Here is a 13,144-nt window from a genome sequence, read left to right on the forward strand (position 1 = left end):
GCGTATGTGGCGCTTCTGGCCACATTGGCCATAGCTGAATGAGGTGAGGTCGCAGGTGCAGATATTACGTTTTTGCCTTTCGCGATTATTGCAACTGATCCCGGTATTGCTGGGCATCACGTTGATCGCGTTTCTATTGTTGCGAGTGATGCCGGGGGACCCGGCGACGCTGATTCTGGGCAACCGTGGCAGCGCCGACGAGATTGCCCGGTTGACGACCCAGCTGGGGCTCGACCGGCCGATCTGGTTGCAGTATCTGAATTTTCTGTGGGATTGCCTGCAAGGCAGTTTCGGCAACTCAATCGCCTACAAAACGGCGGTCGGCCCCCTGATCTGGGAGCGGCTGTGGGCCACCCTGGCGCTGGTGGGTTACAGCACCGTGCTGGCGATGCTGATGACCGTACCGCTGGCATTTCTCAGCGCGCTGCGCCGCAACGGTTTCTTCGATCACTTGATCAAGGTGCTGTTCGTGATGGCGATGTCAATGCCGGCGTTCTGGATCGGCGTGCTGCTGGTGCTGGCGTTCAGCATCTACTGGCCGATTTTTCCGGTGTCGGGTTATGGCGACGGTTTTCTCGACCGTTTGCATCATCTGTTCCTGCCGTCGTTCGTGGTCGCTCTCGGCACCGCCGCGCTGACCATCCGCTCGATGCGCAGCTCGATCATCGGCGTGCTGTCCGCCGAATTCATCGACACTGCGCGGGCCAAGGGGATCGGTCAGAGCGCGCTGCTGCTGCGCCACGTTTTCCGTAATTCGTTGCTGTCGACCATCTCGGTGCTCGGCGTGCACACCAGTTGGGTGATCGGGGGCACGGTCGTTATCGAATCGGTGTTCGCCATTCCGGGGCTGGGCAATTTGCTGGTGTCTTCCATCAGCGCGCGGGACTACCCGATGGTCCAGGGGCTGACCGTCACCTTCGCGGTATTGGTGGTCCTGATCAATTTGTTGACGGACCTGGCGTACGTCATCGCCGACCCACGGGTGAAACTGTCATGAGCCAATTCCTCAGTTCTGAAACCTGGCAGCGTTTGCAGCGCAACTATTCCCTGCAAACGGGCCTGGCCCTGCTGATGCTGTTACTGCTGACCGGCTTTCTCGGGCCGTTGTTGTTGCATAGCGATCCGCTGGAGGTGGACTTCTCCATCGCGCTGCTGCCACCCGGTGCGGAGCACTGGTTTGGCACCGATGACCTGGGCCGCGATGTGTTCTCGCGGGTGGTGCATGCCATCGGCATCGATCTGCAGATCGCCAGCATCTGCGTGATTCTGCCGTTCCTGATTGGCACTACCGTGGGCCTGGTGTCTGGCTACCTGGGCGGCTGGGTCGACACGGTGCTGATGCGTCTGGTCGATATCCTTTGGGCGTTCCCGTTTTACGTATTGGTCATCGCGATCGTTGGCTCGCTGGGGCCAAGCGTGGGCAACATGTACATCGCCTTCACGGTGGTGGTGTGGATTTCCTTTGCGCGCATCGTGCGTGGCGAAGTGCTGCTGGTGAAGCGCGCGGAATATGTGCAGGCGGCTCAGGTGCTGGGCTACAGCCACCTGCGCATCGTCTTGCGGCACGTGCTGCCGAATGTGATCACGCCCGCCATCGTATTCATGATGGCGGATGTGGTGCTGACCATTCTCGCCGTCACCTCGCTGGGCTTTCTCGGCCTGGGCATTCAACCCCCCACCCCCGAGTGGGGCGTGATGATCTCCGAGGGGCGCAATTTCATTCTCGATGGCTGGTGGATCTCCTTGTTTCCGGGGCTGGCCATTGTTTACGTGGGCATCAGCTTCGCGTTGCTCGGTGATGGGCTGGACAACTTTTTGAGGCCAAAAGCATGAATCAATCCACTGTGCCTCTATTGCAAGTTAAAGAATTGCGCACCTGCTTTCCGGGATTCCAGCAGCGGGTGACGGCGGTCGATCAGGTCAGCTTCGAGATTCAGCCAGGCGAGATTTTTGGTCTGGTGGGCGAGTCGGGCTGCGGTAAAAGCACCACCTGCCGTTCGGTGATCCGCCTGTTTGGCGGTGCGGCGGTGGAGATTGCCGGCGGGCAGATTCTGCTCGAAGGGCAGGACCTGGCCAGCCTGAGCAATCGCGAGATGATGGCCGTGCGCGGCGAGAAGCTGGCGATGATTTTCCAGGACCCCATGACGGCCCTCAATCCGACCATGCGCATTGGAGACCAGATCGCTGAAGGCCTGCGTCGACACCGCACGCTGAGTCGCGCGGAACTGCGCCAGGCGTGCATCGACTTATTGCGCCTGGTCGGCGTGACCTCGCCGGAAGAGCGCCTGCAAGCCTGGCCCCATGAATTCAGCGGCGGCATGCGCCAGCGTGTCTTGATCGCCATCGCGCTCGCCTGTCGACCCCGCTTGCTGATTGCCGACGAGCCCACCACGGCGCTGGACGTGACCATTCAGGACCAGATCCTCAAGCTGCTGTTGCGCCTGCGTGACGAGACTGGGATGGGCGTGTTGCTGGTCACCCACGACCTCGGTGTCGTGGCACAAACCTGTGATCGGGTGGCGGTGATGTATGCCGGCAAGATCGTCGAGATCGGCAGTACGCGCGCCCTGTTCAAGCGCCCGATGCACCCTTACACCCGAGCCTTGCTGGCGGCATTGCCAAGTCATGCCGGACAGCGCAGCAAACTCAAACCGATTGCCGGCTCGCCGCCGAACCTGGCTGAGCCGCAACAAGGCTGCCGCTTTCGCCCGCGCTGTGATTTTGCCACGGAGCAATGTGCGCAACAGGAGCCTTCGCTGCGCGAGTTTGGTGCCGATCATCAAAGCGCCTGCATCCGCCAGGAGGAATTGGCATGGTGAAACCCATTGAAGCGCCGTTGCTGGAAGTCCGGCATCTGCACAAGCGTTTTGACAAACCCCGGGGCCTGATCGACGTGTTGTCCGGCGCACCCGCGCGCAGCTTGCACGCGGTGCGCGATGTGTCGTTCAGCATTGCTGCCGGGGAAACCCTGGGCGTTGTAGGCGAGTCCGGTTGCGGTAAAAGCACCCTCGGTCGCTGTCTGGTCGGCCTGCATCCACCGAGCGCGGGGGACATTTTATGGCGCGGCCGGCCGATCAGCGAATTGGGCAATGCCTTTGCGATCAGTCGCAAGATTCAGATGATTTTCCAGGACCCGTACTCGTCGTTGAACCCGCGCATGACTCTGGCCCAGACCCTGGGCGAGACGTTGAAGGTGCATGGCATCGGGGCGAACAAGGCGGAGCGCGATGAGCGTATTGATGAACTGTTGCTGACGGTGGGCTTGCCGCCAAGGTTGAAGGATCGCCTGCCGCATGCCTTCAGTGGCGGTCAGCGCCAGCGCATTTCCATTGCCCGCGCCCTGGCGGTGGGGCCGGAGCTCATTGTCGCTGATGAACCGGTGTCGGCGCTGGACGCTTCTGTCCAGGCACAGATCATCAACCTGTTTGAAGAAATCCGGGAAAACATGGGCGTCGCATTTTTGTTTATCGCCCATGACCTCAACGTGGTTCGTCATATCAGCCAACGCATCGGGGTGATGTACCTGGGACAGATGATGGAGGTGGCGCCAGCCGATACCTTGTTCGATTCCCCGCTGCATCCCTACAGCCGCGCATTGTTGTCGGCGATTCCGCTGCCTGATCCGGAACAGCGCAACCTCGCGCCAAGCCTGGAGGGCGAGTTACCCGACCCGCACAACCCGCCACCGGGCTGCGCCTTTTCCAGCCGTTGCCCACGCGTGTCTCGCGCCTGCCAAGAGGCGATTCCCGCGCTTGTTCAATCCTCGTCGGAACACGCCGTGCGTTGCGTGCACCCGTACGAACCGACCCTCAGCAGCCCTGATCTGGAGACGTCTCACCATGTTCTTTGACACCACCACCCGCAGTCAGGCGCTGGGAGAGCAACTCGTTCAGAAAGTCCTGGAGGACTATCGCTCGGCCGGGCTGAGTGAAGACGGCCTGGGCGTCACCTTGCTGTTGCATCCGCAGCGGCTTGCCCAGGAGGGCAAGCCTCATCGTCCGGAAGGCTTTGCCTATCACGGGCAGCAGTTGTTCTATCCCTGCAGCGTGGTGAAGGCGTTTTATCTGGTGGCCATGGATGCGTGCCTGGCAAGTGGCCAGGTTCAACCCCATGAAGATCTGGAGCGAGCGATGCGCGACATGATCATCTGGTCGAGTAACACCGCCACCAATTACGTGATTGACCTGATCACCGCGACGACTGGCGACACCTTGCTGTCGGCCGAGGAATTCCTGAACTGGGCCAATCGTCGGCAAGCGGTGAACCGCTATTTCCAATCCCATCAGTGGCCAGAGCTGACGGATATCAACTTGTGCCAGAAGCTGATGGACGATGAGCGTTATGGTCGGGAAAAGGCCTTTGTCACCCATGGTGGCAATAACCACAACCGACTGTGCTCCAACGCGGCGGCGCGGCTGATGTTCGAGCTGTTCAACGGCACCGTCGCGGCGCCTGAGCGTTGCCACAGCATGGCCGCGCGCTTTCATCGACCGTTGACCGCCGACTTCGCCGCGCAACCAGCATCACAAATAACGGGTTACTTTGGTGCCGGTCTGCCCGCCGAGGCCACGCTCTACTCGAAAGCCGGCTGGACCGGCTGGACCGGAGACCCGCTGGCCAGTTACCGCCGGCACGACCTGGGTTATATCGAGTTGCCGTCAAACCATGAGGGGCACTACCAGGCATTCACCCTGGCGGTGTTCACCCAAGGGCAAGCGATGTCGGAAGGTACGGAGTTACTCCCTGCGTTTGCCCGTTTAACCTACGACGCGGTGGCGAAGATGTGATCAAACCTGCAAACGAGAAGGCAAGGCGCGGCAATTAAATGCAGCCGTTCGTCGGAACTCGCGCACGATCAAGCAGTTAGCCAGTCGATGTAGTAGCCCAAAAAAAACAGGTTTCTATGCGATCTCTAACTCTCGATATGCCGAATGGTCGCGAGCTCAATGATGAACTTGATCTCGCGACCTCGCTGATGATGTCCATCCCGGTCGAGCTTATCGGCAGCGTTCAGTGGCGAGAAGCGTCCAGCAGGCAATACCAGGCCTTCAGAAAATGGCGTGAGTATCTTCATCACATGGCCGATGGGCGGGTAAAAGTCGAGCGCCTGAAAGTCGCTTGAGCAGTGGACGGCTGCGGTCGACGTGACTATCCGCTGATTTCCCTGATATTCAGGTCCTGGTCTGTTTCAGACCAGACCACTTCCTCAGTCGCATGCCCATCGATTTTCGGACTCGCAGAACACCACACGCCTCCCTTCCGGCGGTTGGACTTTTCCTCGAGCTGGAGGGCGAACTCCACGGCCTCGCGATAAGTGGAGCAGGAAGCCCACGTCTTGCCGGTGTATTGCTCGACGACCTGGAAGATGCCCAGCTTTTTGGTCACCACCTGGAAGCGAACGCCGCGGCGCGATTTCAGTCGGTTGGCGCGCCGGAAGAAATCGACGCGCGCTGCATTGGGGGGGCCGAGCAGGACGGCGAGTTCATCGATACGCTGCAGAAACGATGGATGCATGTCTGATCCTCACAGTGAAGGGCATGTATTCATAATCACTTCGTCCCGTCCCCATCATCGATACTTGATCACAATCCCCTTGAGCTTCTGGCCCTGTATGGTTTCGATGCCGCGACTCCACAGCGGCCCGGTGACGTAACGCCCGACAGGCTGAATATGGTCGTAGACGACCACCACCGCATCGCCGCCCAGCTTGGCAGACTCTTCGCGTAGTTTCTGTTCAACATCGGTAATCGGTGGGGCAGGGTCGGTGCTGGCGTCGATCACCACTTCACCCAGGCGAACATGCGGGCGCAGGGGTTCGGTGCGCATCACGACCACTTGGCTGGCCTGGGTTGGCGCCGGATGCTCGACGCCCACGTAGGCGGTGGTATGGGCGTCGACGGTGGCGCAACCACTGAGCGCAAGCAGGGCGGCAGTGAGCCCGCCTGCCAGCATTGACAGTTTGAAACGGGTGGACCAGAACACTTCATGGGCAGGCATGGTGGGCTCCTCCGGACAATCCACGACTTGGCGCGGTGGCTTGTTGACGTTAGCAGACGGTCGCGGAGTTTCCAGAAAGCCCAGCCTTCACCGGTTGGGCTTTTTCATGTCTGGGAAGAACAGTGCTTACTGATCCTTTTCACAATTGACCATCCACGCCACCCCAAACCGGTCCGTCAGCATCCCGAAACGCGCCGCCCAGAAGGTCTTGTCCAGCGGCATTTGCACGGTGCCATCTTCGGCCAAGGCGGTGAAGACTCGCTCGGCCTCGGCGATGCTGTCGACATTCAGCGAGATCGAGAAACCGGCCATGTCATCGGTGGGGCGATCCGGTGTGGTGTCCGAGCCCATGATCGCCTGGTCGCCCACCAGCAAGCGGGTGTGGATGATCAGGTTGTGCAGATCCGCCGGAAGCTGCTCGCGGGCGGGGCTTTCGCCGAAGGTCATCATGGCTTCGATGTTCCCTTGCAGCGCTTGGGCGTAGAACGTGAAAGCGGCTTTGCAGTCGCCGTTAAAGATGAGATAGGGATTGATTTTCATGTTTTGCGCTCCCGGTCATTGGAGGGGTACACATCGGTTTGACGTCTGGTTCGTCAGTGAATTCCGATGAAGAGTGACCCGGGAATAAAAGCGCTAAATCGCGGCAGACGCCTGGATTTTTTTAGATGTTTTGTCTATTGGGTGGGCGAGGCTTATTGCTTCCGGCGCACGGCGTGGCGCCAGCAAGCGCTCGACGGCGCCGCTCACCAGACTTTCCAGCAGCTCATCGTGCTCTTGTTCATCCAGCGAATGGTGCGCCAGCCAGCCGGGTGCGCTGTTGAGCAGCGAAGCAATGGCGTGGCCGGTGGCCAACAGGCGCTGCTCGCTGACCCGGGAGCGTACGTCCAGCATCTGAAGCACCTTGCGCTCGTATTGCTCACGCAACTGCCGGACCCGTTCCTGTTGCTCTTCGTTCAGGCAGCCGCTGTCGCGTTCCACCAGACGAAAATGCCAGGGCATGTCCTGATGCAGGGTCAAATGCGCGCGAATCAAGCTGTTGAGCCTGTCGCGTTTGGCCGGAGCCTTTTGCTCGATGCGTCCGAGGGTGGCCAGCAACTCTTCGTAGAACTCCTCGATCAGGTCGAGCAGCAAGTGCTGCTTGCTGGGGTAATGGTGATACAGCGAGCCCGGGGAAAGCCCCAGGCACGTCGCGAGCTCGCGCATGCCGACCTGACCGAAACCCTTGCTGGCAAAGAGCTCCAGCACTTTGTCCCGGTATTCGGCAAAACGCGAGCAACGCTCAGGCATAGGCATGGAAGCCGCGCCCCGTTTTGCGTCCCAGGTAGCCAGCGGCGACCATTTCCTTGAGCAGTGGCGCGGGGCGGTATTTGCTGTCGTTGAAGCCGTCATGGAAGGCTTCCATGATCGACAGCAAGGTATCCAGGCCAATCAAATCCGCCAGGGCCAACGGGCCGATCGGCTGATTGCAGCCCAGGCGCATGCCGGCGTCGATATCTTCGGCGCTGGCCAGGCCTTCCTGAAACACCAGGATCGCTTCGTTGATCATCGGCACCAGAATCCGGTTGACCACAAAACCCGGGCGGTTGCCGGCGGTTATGGCGGTTTTGCCAAGTGTGGTGGCCATGTCCAGCGCCAGGGCGTGGGTGGCGTCACTGGTTTGCAGGCCGAGGATCACTTCGATCAGCCCCATCACCGGCACCGGGTTGAAGAAGTGCAGGCCGATGAAACGCTCAGGCTGGCTGACGCTGGCGGCGAGTTGGGTGATCGACAACGACGAGGTGTTGGAGGCGATCACGCAGTCGGTGCTGACTTGCGCAGCGATCTGTTGCAACACGCGCAATTTCAGGTCGAGGTTTTCGGTAGCGGCTTCGATCACCAGCTGCACATTCTGCAGGCTGCTGTAATCAGTGCTGGTGCGAATCTTGTCGAGGGTCGTGAGCTTTTGCTCTGGCGTCAGCGTTTCCTTGGAGACCAGCCGGTCGAGGTTTTTACCGATGGTGGCGACCGCCTTTTGCAGGGCGCTCTCGGAGATATCGAGCAGGGTCACGTCGAAACCGGCCTGGGCACAGACTTGCGCGATGCCATTGCCCATGGTGCCGGCGCCGATCACGCCAATACGTTGCAGATTCATCTTTGCGTCCTTCCACTCAAACCCTGCGATACCTTGGCCGCCGCAACGGTCGAAGGCGTACTATTGGCCGCGAGTCTAGAGCCGGCAGGGCGGTTATCCTATGCCGAAACTGTTCAACGGCTCTGGCGTTTTTTGCCAGTTCGGGCCATGAGGAGAGCAACGTTCACATGCGGGAAAAGGATTCGGTGGCCGCCTACTTCGTACAGGCGATGATCCATGGGCAGGGAGATGATCCTCATCGTCTGCAGGCCGCGCTGGAGCAGGCAGGCATTGACCCGGCGTTGATGGCCGAGCCCACGGCGCGGGTACCGGCCAGTGCATTCGCCGCGTTGTGGCTGATTCAGATACGTGAGCTGAACGACGAATTCTTCGGGCTCGACTCCCACGGCATGCCGCCGGGCAGTTTTGCCTTGATCTGTCGGGCGTTGATTCAGGAGCCGGACCTGCACAAAGCCATGCGCCAGTGCCTGGCCAACTTTGGCCTGTTCCTGCGCGATTTTCGCGGCACGCTGACCGTGCGCGGCAAGCGTGCGGTGATCAGCCTCGAGACGAATGCGAAAGACAGCGACGCCAGCCGTTTCGGCGAAGAGACGTTTCTGGTGCTGATGATCAGCCTGCTGTGCTGGCTGGGCGGGCGGCGAATTCCCATCGACCGTGCCGACTTTCGCCACGAGCGCGTATCCCTCAGCGATGACCGCTTGCTCTGGGGCCAAAACCTGACCTTTGGCGCCGAGCGCACGGAAATCGAATTCGCCAGCCATTACCTGCGACTGCCGGTGGTTCAGGACCTGGCATCGCTGAAAGTGTTTTTGCGCACCGCCCCGCAATGGCTGGTGATTCGCTTCCGCAATCAACATGGCCTGGCCTCGCAAGTCCACCAGCGCCTGCGTCGCAGCCACTACAGCGAATGGCCAACCTTGCAGGCCTTCGCCCTGGAACAACACCTGAGCCCGAGCACGTTCCGCCGCAAGCTGGAGCGTGAAGGCTGTTCCTACCAGGAGATCAAGGACGAAGTGCGGCGAGGCGTTGCGTTTGAACAACTGCGCCAGAGCAAGGCGAGCATCAGCGAAATTGCCGAACAACTGGGGTTTCAGGAGCCGAGTGCATTCCATCGCGCGTTCAAGAAGTGGACGGGGGAGAGTCCCGGGAAGTATCGGGCGCGGTTTCAGGCGTGAAAAGCGTGGGATCGGGACGGAGTGTCTGTCGGACTTTTCGCTGATATTTGCATGACGATTCCATGCGTTTAACTTTGAAATTTCCTGTGACGATAGCAGTTCATCAGCGGGTGACATGGGGCGTCAGCGTGGGGTATTAATTCGGCCCGAGTTGGAGCTTTCAATGGATTGAAAACTGCATGGATGAGTTAGTTAAGGAAGTGATTCCGCTGCTTCAATATTTGATTCCCGGGTTTTTAGCCGCCTGGATTTTTTATTCCCTCACCGCCTTCAAGCGGCCGGACACCTTTGGGCAGATCGTTCAGGCGCTTATTTTTACGTTTGTGATTCATTCGCTGGTCGTCGGGTTGGAGACGTTGCTACTTTTGACAGGTGGGCGCTTTTTTTCAGTCGGTGTGTGGGACAAGAATTCGGAGGCTTTTTGGTCAGCGGTCATTGCGGTGCTGTTGGGATTTCTTTCCTGTCACGTTGCGAGCAGTGACAAGCTTCACTCTTTACTGCGCAAGCTGAAAATCACCACGCAATCTTCATATCCATGCGAGTGGTACAGTGCTTTTTTATCTCGCCCAAGTTATGTCGTATTGCACCTGGTTGATGGAAAGCGCTTGTTTGGTTGGCCGACAGAGTGGCCGTCCGAGCCTGCCAGTGGGCAATTCGTTCTTGAGTACCCCAGTTGGATTGATAATGCAGACAAGGCACTTCACACAGGGATCGAAATCATTGTCATCGATGTTTCAAAAGTACAGTGGGTCGAGTTCACAAAAACAATAGGGTGATTAAATGACAAGCAAAGCCCCGCAGCAAATGCCGCCTGAACTCAGACGGTTAATGGAGGACTGGATTAATGGTGGTCCTCCGCCCCCCGGGCTGGTGATTCCAATCGGCCCTCCGCCATCAAGAAAAGAGTCTGAAAGACCACGTCGGCGCGACAGATAACCATGCCCGCTGTCCTAACCCGCTTCTCTTCGCTGCTCGATCAGGCGAGGCGTGCCTTGCTGTTGGTGTGGGGTACATCCCGCGGGCTGTTCCTCGGCCTGGTGCTGGCGACGCTGATCGCCGGGGTCCTCCCGGCGTTGGCCGCCTGGTTGGGCCAGCGGATTGTCGATGCGGTGGTGTTCGCCATGCAATTGCACGCCCAGCAGGGCAGTGCGCCGCTGTGGCCGGTTGTACGCTATGTGTTGTTCGAGGCGGGTGTGCTCGCTTTACTGTCCGGGACCCAGCGTGCGCTGTCGGTCCAGCAGTCGCTGTTGCGGGTGCAGTTGGGGCAGAAGGTCAACACGATGATTCTGGAGAAAGCCCAGACGTTGTCCCTGGTGCAATTCGAGAACTCCGAGTTTTACGACAAGCTGGTACGGGTACGGCGCGAGGCATCGACCCGGCCGTTGGCACTGGTGATGAAGTCCCTGGGGCTGATCCAGAACCTCATCGTGCTGATCAGCTTCGGCGTGTTGCTGGTGCATTTTTCGCCTTGGGCGCTGGTGCTGCTGGTGGTCGGAGCGTTGCCGGTGTTTTTCGCCGAAGCGCATTTCTCCGGGGACGCCTTCAGGCTGTTCACTCGCCGTGCGCCCGAGAGCCGGCAGCAGAGTTACATCGAAACGCTGCTGTCCCATGAGGGGTACATCAAAGAGGTCAAGTTGTTCGGCTTCGCCCCGCTACTGTTAAACCGCTATCGCGAAACGTTCGCTCGTCTCTATGCCGAAGACCGCCGCCTCACCTTGCGTCGCGACGGCTGGGGATTTTTCCTTGGCCTGCTCGGCACTGCTGCGTTTTATCTGGCTTATGCCTGGGTGGTGGTCGATTCCGTCCACGGCCACATCAGCCTCGGGCAGATGACCATGTACCTGGTGTTGTTCAAGCAGGGACAAACCGCGATCAGCAGCAGTTTGAGCGCCATCAGCGGGCTATACGAAGATGGCCTTTATCTGTCCAATCTCTATGAATACCTGGCCGAACCGGTGGTTGCCGACAGCGGGCACCTGACCGTCGGCGCAGTGCCCGGTGATGGCTTGCGATTCGAGAACGTCGGTTTCAGTTATCCGGGCGCGAACCGTGCCGCGTTGTCGGGCATCGATCTGCACCTGGTGCCGGGGCACAGTGTGGCGTTGGTGGGGGAGAACGGTTCGGGCAAGACCACACTCATCAAATTGCTGACTCGACTGTATCGCCCGGATCAGGGGCGAATCCTGCTGGACGGCAGCGATTTGCAGGCGTGGCAGGAGGAAGCGTTGCGGCAGCGCATCGGCGTGATTTTCCAGGACTATATTCGCTACCAGTTCTCGGTCGGTGAAAACATTGGGGTGGGGGACACCCTGGCGTTCAATGATCAACAGCGCTGGCAGGAAGCGGCCGCCGAGGGCATGGCCGCGCCCTTCATAGAACGCCTGGAGAACGGCTATGCCACGCAGTTGGGTCGCTGGTTTGCCGGTGGCCAGGAACTGTCGGGTGGCCAGTGGCAGAAGATCGCCTTGTCCCGCGCCTACATGCGTCGCAACGCCGACATCCTGATTCTCGATGAGCCCACTTCGGCGCTCGACCCGGCGGCGGAAGCGGCAGTGTTCGAGCATTTCAGCGAACACACGGAAGGCCGGATGACGTTATTGATTTCCCACCGGTTCTCCAGCGTGCGCAATGCGGATCACATCATCGTGCTGGATCAGGGGACGATTCTGGAGCGCGGTGACCATGACAGCCTGGTGGCTGCGGGCGGGCGTTATGCCCAGTTGTTCAACCTGCAAGCCCGGGGTTACCGCTAGGCCCGGCGATCTGGGCCGGTTTGGTCTTCATCAAACCGTCGATTGCCTGGCGATACTGCGTGCCACCCAGGCTCATGCTGTTGTTGTGGGTGCCGCCGGGCACCAGCAACAGGCGCTTGGGTTCGCTGGCAGCATTGAACAATTGCTGGCTGAAACGCGAAGGCATGAACGGATCGGCCAAGCCATGGACTACCAGCAATGGCATGCCGATGTCGGCGATCTTGTCGATGGAATCGAATTTCTGCGACAGCAACCAGCGCACGGGCAACCATTTCACCGGCAAGTTGCTGTCGGCCACTTGCGCCACGGCATCGCCCAGCGAGGTGAAGGTAGACTCGATTACCAGGCCGCGCACCGGCACCGCAACATGGTCCTTTTTCGCTTGCGCGGCCAGGTCTGCCGCGAGGTCGATCGCCACTGCGCCGCCCAGGGAGTGGCCATAGATCAGGCGTTTGCTGGCGTCCGGTTGCATGCTCGTGAAGCGTTCCCAGGCCACGCGGGCGTCTTCGTAGACACTGGCCTCCGACGGCAGATCACCCTTGCTTTGACCAAAACCGCGATAGTCGATGGCCAGCACCGAATAACCCATGGCCCGCAGCTGCTCAATACGAAACGCCTGGCCAGTCAGGTTCCAGCGCACGCCGTGCAAGTAGAGAATTGACGGCGCATCGCGGCGCGCGGCGGGCCACCACCAGGCGTGCAGGTTTTGTCCGCCCTTGAAACTCGCCGGTTTGATGTCGAATTCCTGAACGTCCTGCGGCAAACCGTGGTACCAGCCGGCTGTGCCCGGTTCGATGCGGAACAGCAACTCGCGTTCTTTCTGTTTGAGCACCCCACAACTCACGGGCAGGCCGACGATCAGCGCGGCCATGCACAGCAGCGACAGCCAGCGTCGGCGCAAGCGGGTGAGGAGGGAAGCGGGCATTGGGTGATCCATTGGCGGAAAAACTGAAGTTCGGGTTTTAACAGAAGTGCGTCGGGGCCGGGAATAATTTCGACAGTCGTGCCCCCCCGAATCCCTGTAGGAGCGAGCTTGCTCGCGAAGGTGTGTCAATTGACAACGATGTAGCTGACACACCATCGCGAGC

The 13,144-nt window shown here is 59.8% G+C and carries 15 protein-coding genes; 9 read left to right on the forward strand and 6 right to left on the reverse strand.

Annotated features, from left to right (window positions below; genetic code table 11):
- The first annotated feature begins 55 nt into the window (after positions 1–55).
- The 6 genes from EJA72_RS04530 (at position 56) to EJA72_RS04555 (ending at position 5,122) form a co-directional block, all read left to right on the forward strand.
- Complete coding sequence (locus tag EJA72_RS04530) at positions 56–997, forward strand: ABC transporter permease (RefSeq protein WP_157710326.1); 942 nt, start codon at positions 56–58, stop codon at positions 995–997.
- Entirely contained in the window at positions 994–1,833 is an 840-nt protein-coding gene (locus tag EJA72_RS04535) for an ABC transporter permease (protein ID WP_157710327.1), read from the forward strand. Before EJA72_RS04530 ends, EJA72_RS04535 begins: the two co-directional genes overlap by 4 nt.
- On the forward strand, positions 1,830–2,819 hold the full coding sequence (locus tag EJA72_RS04540) for an ABC transporter ATP-binding protein (RefSeq protein WP_157710328.1): 990 nt from the start codon (positions 1,830–1,832) through the stop codon (positions 2,817–2,819). The genes EJA72_RS04535 and EJA72_RS04540 overlap by 4 nt, the downstream gene beginning before the upstream one ends.
- Positions 2,813–3,850, forward strand: coding sequence for an ABC transporter ATP-binding protein (locus tag EJA72_RS04545; protein WP_157710329.1), 1,038 nt, complete (start codon positions 2,813–2,815; stop codon positions 3,848–3,850). The genes EJA72_RS04540 and EJA72_RS04545 overlap by 7 nt, the downstream gene beginning before the upstream one ends.
- Positions 3,840–4,787: a serine hydrolase gene (locus tag EJA72_RS04550; protein ID WP_157710330.1), complete on the forward strand. Its 948-nt coding sequence runs from the start codon at positions 3,840–3,842 to the stop codon at positions 4,785–4,787. The genes EJA72_RS04545 and EJA72_RS04550 overlap by 11 nt, the downstream gene beginning before the upstream one ends.
- 116 nt (positions 4,788–4,903) lie before the next feature.
- Positions 4,904–5,122, forward strand: coding sequence for a hypothetical protein (locus tag EJA72_RS04555; protein ID WP_157710331.1), 219 nt, complete (start codon positions 4,904–4,906; stop codon positions 5,120–5,122).
- 26 nt (positions 5,123–5,148) lie between these two features.
- Here the strand turns inward: EJA72_RS04555 and EJA72_RS04560 are convergent, their stop codons facing one another.
- The 5 genes from EJA72_RS04560 to EJA72_RS04580 all read right to left on the reverse strand — a co-directional run bounded on the left by EJA72_RS04560 (position 5,149) and on the right by EJA72_RS04580 (position 8,128).
- Positions 5,149–5,514: a hypothetical protein gene (locus EJA72_RS04560; RefSeq protein ID WP_157710332.1), complete on the reverse strand. Its 366-nt coding sequence runs from the start codon at positions 5,512–5,514 to the stop codon at positions 5,149–5,151.
- Between the two features lie 54 nt (positions 5,515–5,568).
- Positions 5,569–5,997 (reverse strand): hypothetical protein, encoded by a 429-nt coding sequence (locus EJA72_RS04565; RefSeq protein ID WP_157710333.1) that lies wholly within the window; start codon positions 5,995–5,997, stop codon positions 5,569–5,571.
- A 126-nt stretch (positions 5,998–6,123) separates the two neighbouring features.
- Positions 6,124–6,537, reverse strand: a complete 414-nt coding sequence (locus tag EJA72_RS04570; protein ID WP_157710334.1) for a VOC family protein — start codon at positions 6,535–6,537, stop codon at positions 6,124–6,126.
- A 93-nt stretch (positions 6,538–6,630) separates the two neighbouring features.
- A complete protein-coding gene (locus EJA72_RS04575; protein ID WP_157710335.1) occupies positions 6,631–7,290 on the reverse strand; it encodes a TetR/AcrR family transcriptional regulator in 660 nt (219 codons plus the stop codon).
- The gene (locus tag EJA72_RS04580) at positions 7,277–8,128 is read right to left on the reverse strand and encodes a 3-hydroxybutyryl-CoA dehydrogenase (RefSeq protein ID WP_157710336.1); all 852 of its coding nucleotides are present in this window, start codon (positions 8,126–8,128) and stop codon (positions 7,277–7,279) included. Before EJA72_RS04580 ends, EJA72_RS04575 begins: the two co-directional genes overlap by 14 nt.
- A 167-nt stretch (positions 8,129–8,295) precedes the next feature.
- On the opposite strand from EJA72_RS04580, the gene EJA72_RS04585 reads away from it, so the two are divergent.
- From EJA72_RS04585 to EJA72_RS04595, 3 genes are all read left to right on the forward strand, one after another.
- Entirely contained in the window at positions 8,296–9,303 is a 1,008-nt protein-coding gene (locus tag EJA72_RS04585; RefSeq protein WP_157710337.1) for an AraC family transcriptional regulator, read from the forward strand.
- A 179-nt stretch (positions 9,304–9,482) separates the two neighbouring features.
- Positions 9,483–10,079: a DUF6338 family protein gene (locus EJA72_RS04590; RefSeq protein ID WP_157710338.1), complete on the forward strand. Its 597-nt coding sequence runs from the start codon at positions 9,483–9,485 to the stop codon at positions 10,077–10,079.
- Positions 10,080–10,241: 162 nt separating this feature from the next.
- Positions 10,242–12,056 carry an ABC transporter ATP-binding protein gene (locus EJA72_RS04595; RefSeq protein WP_157710339.1) on the forward strand — a complete coding sequence of 605 codons (1,815 nt, stop codon included), beginning with the start codon at positions 10,242–10,244 and terminating at the stop codon, positions 12,054–12,056.
- Here EJA72_RS04595 and EJA72_RS04600 read toward each other — a convergent pair.
- Positions 12,028–12,981: an alpha/beta hydrolase gene (locus EJA72_RS04600; protein ID WP_157710340.1), complete on the reverse strand. Its 954-nt coding sequence runs from the start codon at positions 12,979–12,981 to the stop codon at positions 12,028–12,030. The two genes, EJA72_RS04595 and EJA72_RS04600, sit on opposite strands and share 29 nt — an antisense overlap.
- Positions 12,982–13,144: the final 163 nt, after the last annotated feature.

It is taken from the genome of Pseudomonas sp. PB120, from assembly GCF_009761815.1.
GTDB lineage: Bacteria > Pseudomonadota > Gammaproteobacteria > Pseudomonadales > Pseudomonadaceae > Aquipseudomonas.